Annotated in this window: 14 protein-coding genes and 1 pseudogene; 1 reads left to right on the top strand and 14 read right to left on the bottom strand. The window is 32.5% G+C overall.

Features of this window, described 5'->3' with window-relative positions:
• Nucleotides 1–1026 precede the first annotated feature (1026 nt).
• From dctA to ACNQGJ_RS11450, 14 genes and pseudogenes are all read right to left on the bottom strand, one after another.
• A complete protein-coding gene (dctA, locus tag ACNQGJ_RS11515; RefSeq protein WP_417972881.1) occupies nucleotides 1027–2259 on the bottom strand; it encodes a C4-dicarboxylate transporter DctA in 1233 nt (410 codons plus the stop codon).
• A gap of 42 nt (nucleotides 2260–2301) precedes the next feature.
• Nucleotides 2302–2496 carry a hypothetical protein gene (locus tag ACNQGJ_RS11510; protein WP_417972879.1) on the bottom strand — a complete coding sequence of 65 codons (195 nt, stop codon included), beginning with the start codon at nucleotides 2494–2496 and terminating at the stop codon, nucleotides 2302–2304.
• A 4-nt stretch (nucleotides 2497–2500) separates the two neighbouring features.
• Nucleotides 2501–2623 (bottom strand): IS3 family transposase, encoded by a 123-nt coding sequence (locus ACNQGJ_RS11505; RefSeq protein WP_417972877.1) that lies wholly within the window; start codon nucleotides 2621–2623, stop codon nucleotides 2501–2503.
• A gap of 52 nt (nucleotides 2624–2675) precedes the next feature.
• The gene (locus ACNQGJ_RS11500) at nucleotides 2676–3548 is read right to left on the bottom strand and encodes an IS3 family transposase (RefSeq protein ID WP_417972875.1); all 873 of its coding nucleotides are present in this window, start codon (nucleotides 3546–3548) and stop codon (nucleotides 2676–2678) included.
• Nucleotides 3455–3664 (bottom strand): annotated as a pseudogene (locus ACNQGJ_RS11495) (transposase); the annotation flags it as partial. The pseudogene ACNQGJ_RS11495 and the gene ACNQGJ_RS11500, both read right to left, overlap by 94 nt.
• 113 nt (nucleotides 3665–3777) lie before the next feature.
• Nucleotides 3778–5712 carry a glucosamine-6-phosphate deaminase gene (nagB, locus tag ACNQGJ_RS11490; protein ID WP_417972873.1) on the bottom strand — a complete coding sequence of 645 codons (1935 nt, stop codon included), beginning with the start codon at nucleotides 5710–5712 and terminating at the stop codon, nucleotides 3778–3780.
• The gene (locus tag ACNQGJ_RS11485) at nucleotides 5709–8345 is read right to left on the bottom strand and encodes an exo-rhamnogalacturonan lyase family protein (RefSeq protein ID WP_417972872.1); all 2637 of its coding nucleotides are present in this window, start codon (nucleotides 8343–8345) and stop codon (nucleotides 5709–5711) included. The genes nagB and ACNQGJ_RS11485 overlap by 4 nt, the downstream gene beginning before the upstream one ends.
• Before the next feature lie 2 nt (nucleotides 8346–8347).
• Nucleotides 8348–9217 carry an ROK family protein gene (locus tag ACNQGJ_RS11480; protein WP_417972870.1) on the bottom strand — a complete coding sequence of 290 codons (870 nt, stop codon included), beginning with the start codon at nucleotides 9215–9217 and terminating at the stop codon, nucleotides 8348–8350.
• Between the two features lie 5 nt (nucleotides 9218–9222).
• Nucleotides 9223–10479 carry an MFS transporter gene (locus tag ACNQGJ_RS11475; protein ID WP_417972868.1) on the bottom strand — a complete coding sequence of 419 codons (1257 nt, stop codon included), beginning with the start codon at nucleotides 10477–10479 and terminating at the stop codon, nucleotides 9223–9225.
• A gap of 31 nt (nucleotides 10480–10510) precedes the next feature.
• Entirely contained in the window at nucleotides 10511–11404 is an 894-nt protein-coding gene (locus ACNQGJ_RS11470; RefSeq protein WP_417972866.1) for a PIG-L deacetylase family protein, read from the bottom strand.
• A gap of 3 nt (nucleotides 11405–11407) precedes the next feature.
• Nucleotides 11408–12310, bottom strand: a complete 903-nt coding sequence (locus ACNQGJ_RS11465) for a PIG-L deacetylase family protein (protein ID WP_417972864.1) — start codon at nucleotides 12308–12310, stop codon at nucleotides 11408–11410.
• A gap of 238 nt (nucleotides 12311–12548) precedes the next feature.
• A complete protein-coding gene (locus ACNQGJ_RS11460) occupies nucleotides 12549–13940 on the bottom strand; it encodes a RagB/SusD family nutrient uptake outer membrane protein (RefSeq protein ID WP_417972863.1) in 1392 nt (463 codons plus the stop codon).
• Nucleotides 13941–13956: 16 nt separating this feature from the next.
• Nucleotides 13957–17478, bottom strand: a complete 3522-nt coding sequence (locus tag ACNQGJ_RS11455; RefSeq protein WP_417980366.1) for a SusC/RagA family TonB-linked outer membrane protein — start codon at nucleotides 17476–17478, stop codon at nucleotides 13957–13959.
• A gap of 131 nt (nucleotides 17479–17609) precedes the next feature.
• The gene (locus ACNQGJ_RS11450) at nucleotides 17610–18755 is read right to left on the bottom strand and encodes a FecR family protein (RefSeq protein WP_417972861.1); all 1146 of its coding nucleotides are present in this window, start codon (nucleotides 18753–18755) and stop codon (nucleotides 17610–17612) included.
• 301 nt (nucleotides 18756–19056) lie between these two features.
• Here ACNQGJ_RS11450 and ACNQGJ_RS11445 point away from each other — a divergent pair, with 301 nt between their 5' ends.
• The gene (locus ACNQGJ_RS11445) at nucleotides 19057–19647 is read left to right on the top strand and encodes an RNA polymerase sigma factor (RefSeq protein ID WP_417972860.1); all 591 of its coding nucleotides are present in this window, start codon (nucleotides 19057–19059) and stop codon (nucleotides 19645–19647) included.
• Nucleotides 19648–20436: the final 789 nt, after the last annotated feature.

Below are 20436 nucleotides of genomic sequence, written 5' to 3'. Positions count from 1 at the left end.
TTTAATATACAAATATAACAAAAAACACACTATTAGTATATTTTAATATACTTTAAATTAAAAAGCATTACCCTATAACTAATTAAACACCTAAAATTGCTGAAATAGCAACAATATTAAAACTCTTGAACTGTCTTAATTATATAATAAGTTAATAACTACTCATTATACATCCCCTTTTATATGACTCGAATTAAGACTAATATAAATTCAATGGCTTTAAAATGCCATGTTTTACGCTTAGAAAATTTGACATTTTAACAATTACTTTGAATAAAAATTAATTTAACACACGATCATCTTAAAACCGAATATTCATCCAGCAATACAAATGATCACTAAAAACAACGAAGTGAGGAAAAGGAGTGAGGAAAAGTAAAAAAAAAACGATATAAACCAATATTTGGTAAAACACAGCACTGCTAAATATCAACAACTTAGCGAATTAAAAAATCGGGATTTCAATTTTCATAACCCTGAGGTCACGGGTTCAAATCCCGTCCTCGCTACATACAAAACCTTAAACAACAACTGTTTAAGGGTTTTTTTATTAGAAATAACACCTCACTTAGTGCGAACAAAGAGTGAGAATATTCAAAAGATTTCACTTCTATATCTTTGATAATGTGACTAATATACATCCAGACCTCAGGTTCATCGATACCATTTATTTTTTTTTCCAAAGGAAAAACTTAACACGAGTTTGCATCATAATTTTAGTACAACTGAAGAAAAAATTACTACAGTTTTAACGTAATACATTTTTGTACTATGGTCAAATAATAATGAAACGGACAAGGCTTTATTTTATCTCAGTGAATTGTTTAATAATTCCTCACCTGAAATTACAAAAAGGTCCATGGGAATTAGACAGGAAGAACTAGACCATATATGTCATAATAAAATTTTAAATTTTATTACCTAATTATATTAAAACTAATATAATTCAAAAGGTGTCTTAATATCACCAATCGTTTAGGAATCCGTACTTGCAACTTTTCGGCGCAACAAAAATGCATCGATAAATCATAACTCTTCTAAGTTGTATTCATAGACTTCTTTTGAAAATGCAGTTTTCATTTTTTCTCTGTCAAATTCTTGTTCATTATTTGATAAAAAAATTGTTGCTACACCATTTCCTATAAAATTAGTGATAGATCGTGCTTCACTCATAAATCGGTCAACACCAAGAAGCAAAGCCAGTCCTTCGATTGGAATAACTTTTACTGCAGAAAGTGTTGATGCCAAGACAATAAAACCACTACCTGTAACTCCAGCAGCTCCTTTGGATGTAATCAAAAGAACTCCTATAACTGTTCCCATTTGTGCCCAACTCAAATCAATATTATAAACTTGCGCTAAAAACAAAACTGCCATTGACAAATAAATTGTGGTCCCGTCTAAATTAAAGGAATATCCTGCAGGAACAACCAATCCAACCACAGATTTTGAACAACCCATTTTTTCCAATTTCTCCATTAAAGAAGGCAATGCCGATTCTGATGATGAAGTTCCCAAAACGATTAATAATTCTTCTTTTATATAATTCAAAAATTGTAAAATGCTGACCTTATAATAGCGAAGAATAAACCCTAATATAACGAAAACGAATAATGCCATTGTGATATAAACCGTAAGCATCAGTTTAGCTAACGGAATCATAGTTGCAATTCCGAATTTTCCAATGGTATAAGCAATCCCGCCGAAAGCACCAATTGGAGCAAAAAACATTACAAAATGAAGTGCTTTAAATACATATTTTGATGAGAAAGTAAGAACATTTTTAATTCTGTCGCTGTTCTTATATTTATTTAGAAAAATCCCAAAAAGGATAGAAAACATTAACACTTGGATTGTTAAATTGCTTTTTAAAAAATTTAATAAACTAAAATTTTCTGCACTGGTTGTGTAGTTTGAAATTTCTTCATTTTGGGCAACAACAGTTGCAACTCCGCTTCCGGGTTGAATAATCCAAGTAACTGCAACTCCAATTAAAAGAGCAATTGTAGTAACAATTTCAAAGTATAATAACGCTTTTCCACCAACTCTTCCTACTTGTTTTAGACTTCCCATTCCGCTAATTCCAAGAGAAATTGTAAGGAATATTATTGGGTTGATAAATATTTTTACAACATTTATAAAATAAGTACCTAATGGCTGCATTTTTGTTGCTGTTTCTGGCATAAAATGCCCTAAAATTGCTCCCGAAATAATGGCTACTAAAACCCAAGTAGTAAGATTTGTCAGAATTTTTTTCATGATAAATAATAATTTTAATTTACACACACAGTTCTTAAAAATTTAGGCGTATTTTTTTATAACAATATAGTTCCATTTTAACAATTCAAAGGTGTCTTTGACTCTAATATCTTCAGATGTGGAACCGATCATCAAATCGAAATCCCCAGGTTCTGATTTGTATTCCAAATTATCATTATAAAATGACAGTAATTGATTATCAATAATAGACTGGATATGCAAATGAAAACTGCACATTAAGTTAAGCTACATTTTTGTAATTAATTTGATTGTTAAATTCTTCAATAGTTGCATAATTCAAAGCAGAATGTCTCCTTTTTCTGTTGTACCAAATTTCAATGTATTCAAAGATTTTTAGTTTCATTTGTTATTTAGAAATTAGTTTGTTTCCGTAAATTAATTCAGTTTTCAAGGTTTTAAAAACTTTCCGCTACCGCATTGTCCCAACAATTTCTTTTGTGACTCATACTGCGGGTTATTTTTTTATATGAATTAAGAACATTTACAAATTTTTTGCTTGCATATTGAACACCTCTGTCGGAATGAAAAATCAAACCTTCCTCAATATTTAGGTTTTTAACCGCCATTTTCCAAGCGTTAAGCGAGGTTTCATCTGTATTCATTCCATCGCTTAAACTCCAACCTATGATTTTTCGGTCATATAAATCCATAATCGTTGTCAGGTATACAAAACCCTCTTTGGTTTGGATGTAGGTAATATCCGAAACCCAAGCTTTTGACGGCATTTTTACAGTAAACTCTCTGTTTAATATGTTTTCGACGATTAAGTAATTATGATTTGAGTTGGTTGTTACTTTGAATTTTTTGCTTAATTTACTTCGTAAGCCTAGCTGTTTCATATATTTTGCTACTGTAATTCTTGAAATTTTATAACCAACACTCCAAAGTTCTAATGTTATTCTAGGACTTCCGTATCGTTGTTTGGATTTAAAATAAATCAATGTTATCTTTTCTTTTATGGCGATTTTTAGTTGCTGTCTTGCACTGATTGTCTGTTTTTTCCATCGGTAATAACTTCCACTACTGACTTGTAGAACTTTGCACATTTTTTCAATCGGGAACACTTGTTCATTGTTTTTAATGAAACTGTAAATCATCGACCGCTCTTGGAAAAAATGCCGATTGCTTTTTTTAATATATCGCGCTCTAACTCGGCATCTTTGAGTCTTTTCTCCAGTTCGTGAATTTTTTCTTGTTCGGGACTTAGTTTTAAATTCCCTTTTCCAGGAAAACTTCCCTCTCCAAACTCCTCGAACTCTTTGCGCCATTTGTACAACTGTGGTGCTGTTACTCCCAGCTCTCTGGCCAGCTCTGATATGTTTGTTCTCTCATAACTCAATTGGACGGCTTTTTCTTTGAATGCTTTGTCGCAAATTTTGCGCACTTGTTTCTTAGGTTAAAATTAAGATTATTTCTTAACTTTCTGTGATGGCTAAGTTAGCATGTCCAGACGTCTGTTTTAGCTGAAGTGGCACCCATTACGATTTTAGTATGAAATTATTTTGTTTTATAGTGATATCTTTTAAAACACTCCATAGCCTCATATTCTGCCATTCCTAACAAATCATACTTCTTTGCAATGTCTCTATTTCTATCTTCAGCTCTAAGCCAAAATTCTCTACTGTCATCACCTCTGAACATCACGTTGTCTTTCTGGGATTGATGGTACAAAATAGCATGTCTTTTCAGTAAAACCTCATCAGGACTCAATGGAACAGCCATATCAATTTCATGAATATTCCATTCGTGCCAAGCCCCTCGATACAACCATAACCAACAATCCTCTATATAAGGTTTTGCTTCTAATTGATGCAAAGCCGCAAAAATGGCATCTAAACAAACTTCATGGGTACCGTGCGGATCGGCAAGATCTCCAGCCGCAAAAATTTGATGAGGTTTAATTTTATCGATGATACTCTTTACAATAGCAATATCATCTACTCCCAATGGCTTTTTCTTTATTTGACCCGTTTCATAGAAAGGCATATCCAAAAAATGGACATTCTCCTCTCTTACACCAATATATCTTGTGGCAGCGTAGCTTTCACGTCGTCTGATAAGACCTTTAAGTTTACGGACTTCTAGTGAGTCAATCTGATTCACCGTTTTATTACATAAGAATTCTATTATCGATTTAAAATCACTTTTAGTTTCATTATTTCCAACAAAATCACTGCAAACTTCCACAAACTTGAGTGCTTCATCATTAGTAACGGCTATATTTCCTGAGGTTTGGTAAACCACATGAACATCGTGCCCTTGTTTTATTAATTTTGAAAAAGTACCGCCCATAGAAATCACATCATCATCTGGATGTGGGCTGAAAAGTATAATTCTTTTCTGAGCTGGGTTAGTTCTTTCTGGTCTATTGGAATCGTCTGTATTAGGCTTACCTCCAGGCCATCCAGTTATGGTGTGCTGTAATACATTAAACATATTAATATTTAAATCGTAAGCAGAACCTTCCAAAGCCAGAAGGTCAGACATCCCATTATTATTATAATCTCTGTCAGTAAGTTTTAATATCGATTGATTTGTTTTTTGGCAAAGCCAAACAATAGCTTTGCTTTTTAATTCCTGTGTCCAAATACATTCCTCAACCAACCATGGCGTTTTAAATCGTGTTAATTCTGAGGCTGCAGATTGGTCCAAAACGAATGTCGTATTGGTATGATTTTGTAAAAATGTTGCGGGAACTTCAGGGCTTATATCGCCCTGAATCGTCCTTTTTATTATATCCGCCTTGTTTTGACCCCAAGCCAACAAAACAATTCTCTTTGATCTAAGGATTGTTGACACCCCCATTGTAATCGCCCTTTTAGGAACGTTATCGATACCGTTAAAGTCAGAAAAGGCATCGACTCTGGTAATGTGATCCAGAGTTATAATCCGTGTTCCTGAATTAATATGCGAACCTGGCTCATTGAACCCTACATGGCCTGTACGTCCAATTCCTAATAATTGAAAATCTAACCCTCCTGCTTTTTTAATCCTCAGCTCGTAATCAATAAAATATTGTTTTAAATCGGATACCGTCACTGTCCCGTCTGGAATATTAATATTTTCCTGCTTTATATCAATATGGTTGAAAAGATGCTGATACATGAAATAATGATAACTCTGATTGTTCTCCTTATTCATCGGATAATACTCGTCTAAATTGAAAGTGATCACATTACTAAAACTAAGTCCGTCCTCTTTATGCATTCGTACTAATTCTTCATATACTTTTATAGGGGAAGAACCTGTTGCCAATCCTAAAACACATAACTTTTTTTCTTCCTGTTTTGATTTAATTAATTGCCCTATTTCTTGGGCAACAATTATTGAAGCATTTGTAGAGTTTATGAAAATTTCATTATGGATCTTTTCAAATCTGGTTTCTTCAAAAGCTCCTGGTGAAAAATATTTAATAGAATTAAGGTTTTTCATAATTTTATTTCTTTTGAGAATGTTTTTATTTGCGTTTGTTGGTCCATCCAATATAAAAGATATGGTATATTGTAAGCATGCGTCCAGCCAAAAACACGTAAACCATTATTTATGTCCCAGATAGCAGGTTTGCCTTCATCACTAGGTAAATTTGAAACTTTTAACAGTGCCTCACTATATTCCTTCTGTGATAAAAAATCACCACTTGACTTCTCTAATTTTGATACTTTTAGAACCTCTGCTCTTTTACACGCTTCATCAAAATAAATTTTATTCCCACTTAATTCGTAACCAATCAGTAAAGGATAAATACTTGCTAAATAAGATTCCATCTGATGATTCAATGGAGGAACTTCCAACACCCATCGAGCATGATCTATCAGTGCATTTTTCACTTCTTTGTCTCCTGTTAACTGCAGATACTTATGAAGGCCCTGTGCTACATAATTTTGACTATACCCATAGCGATCAAGTATTATATTTCCTCCTTGCGCTTTCTGAAGTGAGATTAAAATCTGAACTCTCTCGTCAAGTTCTATTTTATATTTGTCTAATTTAGTGGCATCATATATTTCAACTAAATTTAAGATAGACAAATATAACCTTCTCCCCCTTAAATCGTGATCCTCCCAAATACGATTCAAATAGGTATCCCCTGTCATTTTAGCAACATCAAGACCTCTAACATCTCCTGTTAAATAATAAGAAGCAATCCATCCTTCTACCCAAACATGTGCGCTTAAAAGAGCTGTCCAATGTTCATTTCCATGTCTTCTACCAATTCCTAAATAAGGGGTAGATTTTGGCTCATTTTCATAATTCCAATAATCTATTGATTCATTGTTGTCTCCAATATACTCCCTTTTTTTAGGCCAATGTATATTATCAACATCCATGGTATGATTACTCATATTTTGAGCAGCATAATAGTATTTCGCATCTCCTGTTCTCATAAAATTGGTCCAAAACATGAAATCAGCTTGTGGTTCATTATTCTGCCACATAAACCATTTTCCATCGTGATAATAGGTCTTACCATCACCATAATTGAACATTCCGTACCATGATTCCCAATTTTGATTAAAAATCCACCAGTCATATTTATACTGAAGTGCATTTTCAAATTCAGGATTTTTCTTAGAAAAAGGTGCCATATTTCCATATACTTTTGATTTAGCATACCATTCTGAAGAAGCATGCGCTACGGGTGACTTAAGGGAATAATCCATAACTTGGTCTATATCTTTTGCTGATGTTTTTTCATGGAAATAGTAGATAAACTCGGTTGTTTTAGCTAAACCCTGAGCAAAATTCCCTAACATTTCTCCATCCAACTTTGTGTTCTCTCTTTCAAAACTCATCGGATCAATATCCGAAGGCCATATATATCCAGTAATAGTTCCTGTTTTTGGATCAATTTCTAACTCTTTAGGGTATTCTTGAAAAAAATTTTTAATTCCTATTGCAACACCTTTTGAAGCATCTGAAATATCAATCCATCCTTTCGCTTTTTCCGCTTTATGCATCGCCATTTTGTTTTGAATTACTTTTGCTTCAAATCCACTAATTGGCTGGGTGGGGCTCGAAGATCCATTTGGATCATTCTGTTTAGGTCCTGTTTGAATAACTTTTGTTTTATCTGTGGGTGATCCATTCATTTCTACTAAACGTACTTTTAAATCTCCAGTAGGCCCCGTGGATTCATATATAGGAGTTTGTATTTTTTGATTATTATCCAGATGATATAAAAGGGTTAATCCACTACCCGAAATTTGATCATTGGGCTGCGTCCATCCCGGATCATTTGCAGTATCTTCAGATAGTATATCTATTCCTTGGGTAGCAATGTTGGAGTGTTCTCCCTTCTCAACTTTGTGTTTATCGGGAACCCCAGTATAAGTTAAAGTATGAAGTACTCGTATATATGATTTTCCAGCATAAGCATGAATTCGTATTGTGAAAGGGGAACTATTGTTATCTTTCTTACTATATAAATAAGTTCCTTCAACTCTAAAAATAACATGCATTGGACCAGAACCTTTTTCTCTATATACTTGATTAATTTTGGCTTCTGAAAAATCAATTCCTGACTCGTCTAGTATATCTAAAAAAGATCCTCTCTTGTTTTCTGCTGCCGAGGAAATAAGTTCATCACTACTAAATTTCCCATCCTTGTTTAAATCTAATTTTACTTCATCTAAAAAACCGTTTCCAAGTTTATTTATACTAAAAAACAATGGACCTGTATTTACGGTAATTCCGCCCTGAGGGCGCATATTATTAGTAGAAATAATTGGTTGTTTAATTCTAATTGGTTGAATATCTTTATCATATTCGAGCGTATACTCAGAAGATTTTTCTGCAAAGAAAAACACCCAAATCCACTTTACACTCGCATCTGCAGGCTTCCAAGTCGTCACTTCTGTAACCTGACTTAAAATTTCTTTCCCCTGACTGTTTATCAATCGAATATGATCAATCGAGGCTAACTCTCCTATTGGAAACGGAACCCCTATAGTAATTGGAGCACCAGCTATATTATTTTCAATTTTAATGGGTATTTGTTTTATAGTGCCTGCATTCATTACCACTATTTGAAATAATAGCATCAATAATATAATTCTAGTTTTCATATTTATTTTTTTAAATGATTATTTAAATCTTGTAAACAAAGAGAAGCTGCTCCCAAAAGAGCTATTCCATTTAGATCTGAGAGCTCAATTTTTAAATTTTTAATTTGACTTTGATAAGCAAATGATTCTAGCGAAAATTCCATAGACTTCTTGAAAAAAGGAAAGGACTCGCTGATTGAGCCGCCTAAAATTATAGCCTCAGGAGCAAACATGTATAAAATAGCCTTAATTGTTTCTCCAAAATGTCTTCCAAATTCGTCAAAGGATTTTAATGCTGCTATATCCCCTTTCGAGGCCCTCTGACTCATGTCTTTTGCGCTTATGTTATAATTATTGGTAAAGAAAAAACTACTGGAATAATCTTCGATGATTCCATCTTTATAAGGTAGCATACCTACTTCTCCTGCGCCACAAAGAATACCATTGTACAATTGGTTATTTAATATAATTCCCATCCCAATACCAGTTCCAATAGATAATCCTATGAAGTTATCATAGCCTCGTCCTTTACCAAATATTTTTTCACCCAGTGCAAAACAATTAGCATCATTATTTATACTCACCTTAAGTTTATAACGTTGCTCTAATATTTCTTTTAAGGGAACTTCTTTCCATACTGGTATGTTTTGCACATCATATACTACACCTGAACTAGGATCTACAATAGCTGGTACTCCAACACCAATTGAGCTAACTTCTGAATTAATCACTCGATCTATAGCTTCAAAAAGAGAGGAAAGGGTTTCCTCTTTTGATGCATTTAGATTGACAGCATTATACGTTTGTTTTACAATTTTACTGTTTTCAATTCTCCCAACTTTTAGGTTTGTTCCTCCAATGTCAATTCCTAAAATTGTACTATCCTTAATCATACCTCCTATTTTTTTATAATTATAGTTTTATTGTTTACTAAAGGTGAAGCCCAAAAACCAATACTCAGTATAAAACCCAAAGGGACAATCAGAAAAAACATTCCCATTTTTAAACTTGTTAATTCTCCTATCCAACCAACTATAAAAGGCACAATTGCGCCTCCTGCAATCCCAGTACATAAAATACCTGATAATGTTCCATGATTTGTCGAGACCGAGTTTAATGCCAAAGAAAAGATAATTGACCACATGATGGAAATGAAAAAACCAACCATAGGGAAAGCAATTAAAGCTACATCCGAACTTCCTGTTAAAGCAAAGACCAAAGCTCCAATAGTAGCTACTGTTGTACCTATCAGTAGTTTTCTACTGTCCATAATCTTCAATAGAAAAAGCCCTAAAAGACATCCAAAAGTAAGCATTGCCCAAAAATAAGCTACTGTACTTGCTCCTACTGTTTGTGGGTCAAAACCATGATATTCTGATAAAAACTGAGAAATCCAATTCCCAATACCCTGTTCAACACCTACATAACAAAAAATGGAAATAAAGAATAGAAGGGTCCATTTGTTTTTCAAAAGGCTAAAATAAGAACTTGAATCTCCAGCCTTTTCTTCTTCCTTTTTCTCAAATTTCGGATATTTTGTAATGATTACGATCAGAAACAAAACAAAGCATATTAATGCAAAAACTACATACAAGGATACCCACGATAAATTATCTGGAACCATACTTGTTAATAATTGAATAACCCCATCTTCCTTAGAATCCTTACTTACAATAGTTTGATATAAATGAGGGCTTAAAAAGGAAGCAAGGCCAAATATCAATTGAGCCAATACGGAATTAAAGGCAAAATGCTCCTCACCGCCAGCTACCCTTAACATAGGATTAATAACAACTTGTAAAACGGCCATACAACATCCCAAACAAAATAGGGTAATACTAAAAACAAAATAACCCGGGTACAAAACAAAAAGCAAGGAAGCTATCATCATCACTAAAAAAGAAATAGACAACAATTTTTTATCACTGTACTTCTCTGATAATAATCCGGCTGGAACCGACATGACACCATAAGCTATAAAGAATGAAAATGGCAACAAACCCGTTAAGGTTAAACTAAGATCAAAACTGGTTCTTACATCAACAATAATTGAATTAAGGATGTTAGTTATAAAAGAGATCACAAAAAAAATTAAAATGACCAGAGTAATTATTGAATAATGAATTTTATTTTTCGAACTGTTATTTTTTATCATATCTAAATATATTATTATTCTTAAAACAGATTTAAATTTTCCCTAACATGGGGAACAATTGTTTTATTTCCGCATCCGTGGGTTGTTTTCCATATTCACAGATTTCAAAAAATTCAATATGCTTTACCGCTGTACTTTCAAAATTTGGGTACCATTTCTTTACGGATGACCTCTCCTTTTCTGTCAAATTAAGTTTCGGTGCATAATTATTTTTTAACCATGCCAATCTTTCCGTTTCTCCTATTGGTATATCTTTTTCTTGATCTCCTCTTACCCATGGCAACCATTCAAACATCTGTGATTCATGAGCTGATAATGCTTTTATTTTTTGATCTACAACATCATCTATAATTACAGCAATATCTGTAGAAAAAGGATAAGGTTTTTGGAAGTTGTCTTTCATATATAAGAATACTGGATTCTTTTTAAGAGCAGGAGTATCTGAAGTTACATTCGGTACTATTACTAAATAGGCTGCATCCTGAACAACTATCCCAGCATTTCTATGATCTGGATGATAATCGTTAGGGCGCAAACCTAAAACGATATCTGCATCCCATTCCCTTATTTTTCTAATTACTTGATGTCTAACTTTTAGTGTTGGTATAAGTTCTCCGTCATGATTGTCAAGAACATCATAAGAAACCCCTAAAATTTTTCCTGCATTTTGTGCTTCGGCACGTCTTCTTTTTCCTAAGACACCACCGCCCATACTCTGATGACCTGCATCACCATTAGTTAGAGATACAAATTTTACTTTGTGACCCATTTTAGCATATAATGCTGCTGTTCCTCCAAACTTAGCATCACAATCGTCGGGATGTGCTCCAAATGCTATTATATTCAATGCCCTTGTATTGTTTTGAGCACTAGTTATACCCAAAAAAAATAAAAACATAAATAATAATATGTATGTGTTTTTCATTTTTTATAGTTTAGAATTTAACATTGGGAAAAGAGCTCGAATCTCATCTTCTGTTGGTTGTTTTCCATATTCACAGATTTCAAAAGATTCTGCATGTTTAGCACTATTCCCCTGTTTTTCTCCATACCATTTAACTAGTGATTTTCTTATTTCTGGAGATATAGACCGTGACCAATTGCTCTTTAGATAATCCATTCTCTTAGACGCATCCATAGGCACATTTGCAAGATCACCTTCTGTCCAGGGCAACCACTCGTAAAACTGCGATTGATGTGCATCCATGCCTATCAATTTCTTATTAAAAGTACTTGTAATGTCTACCGTTATATCAGCATGAAAAGGATATGGTTTTTGAAAATGATCTTCTAAGTAGAGAAATACAGGGTTTTTTTCAAGTGGTGGAACATCCGACACTACATTGGGAACGATTACTAAATAGGCAGCATCTTGAACTAATACACCTGTATACCTATGATCCGGATGATAATCTACAGGGCGATGGGTTATGACAACATCAGCATTCCAATTTCTTATTTCTCTAATTATTTGGTGTCTTATATCTAAAGAAGGAAATAGTTCTCCATCATGATTATCCAAAACAGTATATTCCTTTATACCTAATCTTTTTCCTGCTTCAATTGCTTCTGCTCTTCTAATTTTAGCCAGAGCCCCTCCTCCTTTTTCAAAATGACCGGCATCTCCATTGGTTACAGAAACAAACTTTACATTATGTCCCATTTCTGCAAAGAGTACCGCTGTCCCTCCTATTTTATTATCGCAGTCATCTGGATGTGCTCCAAAAACGATTATATTTAATTTTTTCATACTTTCCTGACCTTTTATATTTTGTGTACCACAAAAGAGAACTACACTTATAACCGTTAGTAATATAGATTTGTTCGACATGTTTAAATGTTTTATGTTTAAGGCTTAATTTTTTTAAGACATTTTATTAACCAATTAGGTGTAATTATTATTTGATAATAATTTTTAATAAGTCCGAGTGATTTTACAAGAAAACAGTATCGAGAACAATAACAATTTATTGAAAACCGATTCTCGATACGTTTTTTTTATTGGATTTTACTTCACAAAAAATACCCGAAATTGACTTTTTCAGCAATTACACATAACGGGTATCTCATTATTTATTTTGCACAAAATTTTTATTAATATCTAATTCTCTTTGTGGTATTAGAAAAGATTCCCTGATTCTTGAACTTTCAATAAAAGGCTCAGCCGCAAGTACCTTTTCTTTTAGTACGCCAAATCTTTTTAAATCGGCAAACCTGTGGTTTTCAAATGCGAGCTCGACGCGCCTTTCTTTCAGTAATTTCTCTTTAAAACTACCAGGTGTCGTTTGATCTATATTAGCTAAACCAGCTCTGTTTCTTACTTCATTAATGTAACTGTAACTTTCATTTGATTCACCGATTGCCTCTGACAACATCAATAACACATCTGCATATCTAAACACTACAAAGTTTATGTCAGAATCATTTTCTAAAGGGGGGTTACTGAAGTATTTTTTTATATAATTTTGTGTAATCGTAGTTCCTGAAAGATTTACCCACTTTGCTCCCATTGAGGGATTAAATCTTTTGTCGTTAACTAAATAATCATTTCTCATTGATTCTGTAGGACGATTTCTTCCAAATCCTTGACCCGTTTGTAAAGACGCGCTAGGAGAAAAATCATTTGTAAAAGAACTGCCTTGGCTAATACCTCCGCTTAAAAATTGCACTTCAAATATTGATTCGGCATTATTTTCGTTTACTTTACCCCATAAAGCAGAGTAATCATTTAACAATCTGTAGTTGTACGTATTCTTAATTCTTCTTAGAACCACTTCGGCTTCACTTTTTTTACCTACTGTTAAATAAACTTTAGCCAATAAGGTAGCTGCAGCTCCTTTTGTTGCTCGCCCCTTATTAACGTCAGAATAAGATACTCCTAAATTCGCTTCAGCCTTAATTAAATCTGTAATTAATTGATTGTATACTTCACTTGAACGAACTTGCGTTAGTTTATCTCCAGGTTTAAAGGCGATTAACTGAAGTGGGATATTTTCAAAAGCAACTGCTAAATGATAATACATTAAAGATCTTAAAAACAAGGCTTCTCCAATAATCCTGTTTTTTAATGTAGCATCCATTTCTATAGGATCTATTCTGCTTAGAATAACATTATTATTTGCAATAACCCTATATGAGCCACTCCATGCTGATTCCACATATTCATTTAACGCATTCTCAGTAAACGAATTTATTTCTTTAAATTGACTTGCTAAACCGGTTTGATCCGGGCCTTGATCAGTATTGTCACTTCTCATTTCAAACATGGTCCAATATGCTCGACCATACACTCCATTTGCTAACAATCCTCTATAACTTGAATTTATTGCACTGATAAAATCATCTGAATTCTTATAAAAATCAGCTTCATTTCTATTAGAGATAGGTGCTAAGTCAGTAAAACTATCACTGCATGATGTAAAAACAATTAATCCAATTAATGTAAAAAATATCTTTTTCATTTGTCTTTTTTTAAAATTAAAAATTGAGGTTTATTCCAAAAACAATTGTTTTATTAAGTGGATAGGCTCCGTAATCTTCTCCCGGCGTTAATCCACTTGAAATATTACTAACTTCTGGATTGTAACCCAAATAATCGGTTTGAGTAAATAAATTATTACCTGTAACATATACTCTAAGCTTATCGATAGCACCACCAAATAATATTTTAGAAGGTAATGTATACCCTAGTGATATGTTTCTTAGTCGAACAAAAGATCCATCTTCAACCTGATAGGATGAAGGCCTTCCATTATTACCGTGGAGTCCCGATTCTCTATCAGCTCTAGGCACCTTTCCATTTCCTGGTTGTTCCTCTGAAATCCACCTTTCATTTTGTATTGAATATGAGTTAAAGTTTGCCTCCCCATTATTAAGGTGTCTAGAGGTTAAATTTAAAATTTCATTCCCCTCAACTCCTTGTATAAGAATACTCATATCTATATTTTTATAATTAAAACGATTGGTGATTCCCCACGTAAAATCGGGAAAATAACTACCAGTAACGGTTCTGTCATCAGGTGTTATTTTTCCATCTCCATTTACATCCTTAAATTTTAAATCTCCTGGAGCTGGCTTTGGAGCCTGTGTATCAAAGGGTGAATTTAAAATATCTTGTGCATTTTGATAAATACCATCAACCACATAACCATAATAACTACCAATCGCATCTCCAACACGAGTAACGTGTCTAACTCCTGCACCTCCCGCTGAATAAATTGGCTCATTACCCGCATTCAATGAAAGTACTTTATTTTTATTACTTGAAAAATTCAACTCAGTGTCCCAAGTAAAATCTCCGACAAGATTCCTTGATTTTAGAGCTAATTCTATTCCTTTATTTTCTACTTTTCCCAAATTTTGTAAAGTAGTACTAAAGCCGGATACAGAAGATACACTTACATTGAGTAACAAATCAGAAGTGATTGATTTATAGTAATCTGCTAACAGGAACAAGCGATTTTCAAACATTCCTAACTCAATCCCGATATTGGTTTGCGCTGATTTCTCCCAAGTAAGGTCTGGATTCGATATCGTAGATTGTACCAATCCATTAACTTGTGTTCCATTAAAGTTATAATTAAAGGGATTCAATAAACCTATAGATCCATAATTCGGTATTTCAAAATTTCCTGTTTGCCCCCAACTAAAACGAAGCTTTAGTTCTGAAATAGCTTTCACTGAACGCATAAAACTTTCTTCATTTACCCTCCAACCTAAAGAAAAAGAGGGAAAGTAACCTGTTTTATTGTCATTCCCAAATCTTGAAGATCTATCAGACCTCATAGTTCCTGTAAAAAGATATTTATCTTTAAAACTATAATTCATCCTTAAAAATCCAGAAACTAATGACCATTCTTCTTCTATTGAAGTTCCAGCGAATACCTGACCTCCACTTATAGTATGAACCAAATCATCTGGAAATTTATTGGCTTGTACTTGGGTAATATTAATTTTATCTCTTTGGATTGAATAACCTCCTATTCCATTAAAATAATGACTATCTGACTCTTTTTCCCAATTTAAAGTGTTCTCCCATAAATAATTAAACTGAGTTGACGACGAAGATTGTGCATTTGAAACTCCTTTGATTGCCTCTCTGAATAACAAAGAATTTGCTTGGTAATAATCTCTATTGTAAACATTTAAATAAGAGCCTCCAAAAGTTTTAAAAATTAGTTTAGGCACGATTTCATAAGATAATCCCAATGAAGCTTGATTTTGGAATTGAAACAATTGATCATCAATACCTTCAATTATCGCTAATGGATTACTCGCTGTAGTTGTCCCTCCTCCTAAATGTGATTGGTTATTTGTTTGATTAATTGAACCATCAGCATTATAAGGTCGTACAGTTGGAGAGTGAACTAAAGCTGAATATACAATTCCCGGGGGAGTAGCGAAATAAGGCGCATTAACTGGCTTCTTCTGATTATTAGTTAAGGAAGGTGCTAACCTCAAATCTAAACTTAATTTATCTGTTAATTGTGAACTTAAATTCCCTAATAATGTAAATCGCTCATATTCTGTTTTATTCACAACACCTTCTTGATTAAAATAACCTCCTGAAACATAAAAACTAGTGTTGTTTTTAAGGGGAGAGGCGTAAGACAAATTATAACTTTTCATAGGAGCTGTTTTGAAGATTAACTTTTGCCAATCTGTATCTGTTCCATCCCAATTAAGGAAGGATTCAGGCATCTCATAATTTGTATTACCTCTTTGACCAGGGCCAATTGGATCATTTATAGACGCTCCGGCTACTGATGAAATATAATTATTATTTCTAGCATCACGTGTATAAGCTATCAACTCTTCCGAATTCATTAAGTCCACACGGTTTGCTACACTTTGCAAACCAAAAAAGGAATTAAATGAAAAAACACCTTCATCAGTATTTGACCCTTTCTTTGTAGTAATAAGTATAACCCCATTCCCCGCTCTTGAGCCATATATAGCTGCTGCTGAAGCATCTTTTAAAATTTCGATGGAAGCTATGTCATTAGGGTTTATTGTAGCCAAAGGATTAGCTGATGGCTGTGCAAAACTACCTAGCCTCCCTACAATCTCACCTTGACTTTGGGATGCTGATCCTTTTGAAATCGGGATACCATCAACAACATAAAGGGGATCGTTACCTGCAGAAATTGAACCTGTTCCCCTGATTCTTATTGTAGGACTGGCTCCAGGCTCACCCGAAGTTTCCTGTACTTGCACTCCTGCAACCTGCCCAACAATAGCATTTTCAATACTTACTACCGGAATTTCTTCAATTTGTTTCGATGAAATAGAAGAAATTGAACCTGTTACTCTTTTTTTAGCCAACTTTCCATAACCTACAACTAAAACTTCTTCAAGATTTTGGCCTTCTTGTATCATACTAACGTTTATCACTACGTTACTGCCCACTAAAATCTCTTGGGTTTTAAAACCTAAATAGGAAAATATTAAAACGTTATTTGCACTTGCAGTGATAGCATAATTCCCATCTAAATCAGTTTGTATGCCTTTCTGAGTGTTTTTTATCAGAATAGAAACTCCTGGCAAGGCTTCCCCTTTATTATCAGTAACTTTTCCTTTAATTAGCTGTTGAAGAATTAAATTATTTACCTTTATATCCTCCTGAATGAGTAACATTCTTTCCTTCTTTTTTAATATAATTTGTTTGTGAAGCACTTCAAATTTAACATTTTCATTAAAAAAAATATTATCTAAAACTTCGTCAATCCGTTTTTTATTAACATTTATAGAAATCTTTCTATCTAAATCAATATTTTCACGCATTAGCATAAATTTAAAGTCAGATAATGATTCTATCTCATGCAAAACGCTTTCAACACTTACATCCTTCATATTTAAGGAAACATTTGTATTTTGAGAATAAGTACTAGCTTCTACTTTAAAAAAAGAAACCACTATTAACAGTATTGTTAATTTCATCTTTAGGGAGAGTTTTAAAGGATTAACTATCTTTTCCTTTGAATAAATAATTTTTTTCATAATTTTGCCTTGAGTATTGGTTTAATTTGTTTTTCATTAAATCATTTTAATATTATCGGGAAATGTTAGAGCATTTTCCGATTTTTTTTTAAATAAGTATCTAAATTCATTTTATCCATAGGCCTATTTCTTTAGTTATTAATTATGACTACATTATCTTCTATTTTGTAATTAATCGTATAAATGGAACTAAATGAATTCAGTATTTGTTCAATACTTTCTATATCAAATGTGGCATCAAAAAGTTGTTCATCTAATGCGCTACTATTATTTATTATTTTGATATTGTATTTTCTCTCTAGTACCTTTCTGATTTCTTTAAATTTTGTATTCCTAAAAATCAATTTACCACTTAGCCAACTTGTATAAATTTTTGAATCAACACTTTTAACAGAAATGGATTCCTTTTTTTTATCCCACACTGCTAGATAATTAGGCTTAATTACCTTGGAAGAAGAAATTTGGTCTTCTTTTCCCTTCTCATATATTTTCACAGAGCCTTCAACTAAAACAGTATTTATAGAATTATCCTCCGGATAAGAGGTTATATTGAATTCCGTTCCCAAAGCTTTTACATTAACTTTGTTAATGTTGACAATAAATGGATGTTTTTTATCACTAAACACATCAAAATAGGCTTCTCCGCTTAAAAAAACTTTCCTTGCTTTTCCTTCTATAAAATCAATAGGGTATTTTAAAGTACTTCCCGCATTTAAATAAACTAAAGTACCATCAGATAAAGTCACATTAAATCTTTTCCCATTAGGAACCTTCAGGGTATTGTATTCAATTTTATTGTGTCTATTTGAACTTGTATAGACTAGTTGTGTGCGTTTTTGATTCCCCACAATCCTTCCATTAATGTTTTTTATTTTAGTAGAGTCCTCTGGATCTAGAGATACGACAGTTCCATCTTGTAACTGCAAGGTGATAATGTCAGTTTTGGCGATTAAAGTAGTCCTTTCCAAATTATCAGTCTCAATACTATTAAACAACTGACTGATACCTATTAAAAGAATTAATACTGCCGCAAATCTTAAAACCAAATTACGCTTCCGTTTTAATTGAATATTTTTGTCATTGTGAATAAATTGTATTACCCCTCTTTTTGCCTTTTCGGTATCAAATTTTTTTAATTCATAATCAGCTGCATAATTTACTTTTACATACAAATTATAAATAATTATATTTTCAGGTTCTTTTAACCACTCGAGCAGTTTCTCCGTTTCAATAGGTGTTGCCTGAGTACTTAAATATTTGACAATTATACCTTCCATCTTACTGTTTTTTATAAATGACATTGTCTTGTTTTATCCTATGACGAAACCAATTACGAATACCCTTACTATTTATTAATATTTTTTAATATTATATTTATTTAAGGCCAAATAAACAAGGTTTAATGCTTCTATTTGAAATTACTATACGCTTAATGCAAATAAAAAATATTTAAAAATTAATGATTAAAACATTGACTATAAGCACATAATACCATTTGTTACTTTAAAAAAAACCACGACAATATTTTATTATATCATCAAAATACAAATTGTCAGAAATTTATGTATATTGCATTTAATGCAGAAAGTGATAAATAAATTTGAAGAAGACAAAGTATTGATTCAACATCTCAAAATAGGAGATGAACAAGCATATACCTATCTAACGGACAAGTATCACCACCTTTTATGTGTGTTTGCAAATAGTTTAGTAAGAAATAATTTTCAATCTGAAGACATTGTTCAGAATGTACTATTAAACATTTGGACAAAAAGAACTTATTTAAATGAGGATATTAATATTAAAAACTTCTTGTTAAGGTCAGTAAAAAACGAATTCATTGATCAATATCGAAAAAACAAATCTACGCTCGCAATTGAAAAAATTCACATTAAGGCTCTTGACTTTGTTATGGATGAGGATGAATATGAAACAACTGCACGCCTAGTTAAAATATTAAAACTAGAAATCCAAAAACTTCCTCCCAAATGCAAAGAGATTTTTATTTTAAGCAAACAAGAAGGACTTACTAATCTTGAAATATCAATTTATCTGCAAATAAACATCAAAACTGTTGAAGCTCAAATAACAAAAGCCTTTAATAAATTAAGAGAGAAAATTGGCGGGAATCTTCAGGCATTGTTTTTTTGGATACATGCCTCCATTTAAAGCAGTCAATAAAATTTAGCATTATTCTTATAACAATTTTATATATTTAATTCAATATGAACATAAGAAGTGATAGACCGGTATTTACTTAATATTGCAATACTCATTTTCGCCTCTATTTATCTAAAAAGCACATAAAACTCGTTCTATCAGTAATAGATAAGGTGTCACTTAATTTTTAGTAAGATTATACAATAGCTAAATAAGAACGTTATACTTTAGAACAAAATTATAAAAACCCGTTGGGTATAATTAAATGAGATGTCTTGAAAAAAGTACAATTGAATTCCCTATTTCCATATCTGTTATATTTTTCTAAAACAATTAAAGTCGCTTTAGTTGAGTGACATTACAAGCTAATTCATATATCGAAAAAAAAATATGTTCGAAATTAGAGGAGTGAGGAAAAAGAGTGAGGAAAAGTAAAAAACACGACATAAACCAATTTATGCTCAAAAACATAACCCCTAATAATCAGTGCTTTACAAAGTAATAAAAGTGACATTTCAATTTTCATAACCCTGAGGTCCCGAGTTCAAATCTCGGTCTCGCTACCAAAACAAAAGCCCTAACATCAATATGTTAGGGCTTTTTTATGTTTAAAATATTATTTATCCTTCATACTTTAACGCTTAGAGTGACGTTTATTTGTAAAAATATAAATTTTCCATGCATTGTCTTTTCTTTTTTTCAAATGTAAAGCAAAGAAGCATTTGCAACCTGTACTCACAATAAAAATCTCAACTCTCAGCGGTGTTTTTGCTTCGAAGTTATTTTTACATTAAAAAA

Source organism: Flavobacterium cryophilum (genome assembly GCF_048286555.1).
Taxonomy (GTDB): Bacteria; Bacteroidota; Bacteroidia; order Flavobacteriales; family Flavobacteriaceae; genus Flavobacterium.
The sequence above is the reverse complement of the archived record's forward strand: the minus strand, read 5'-3'. Positions and strand labels throughout refer to the sequence as shown.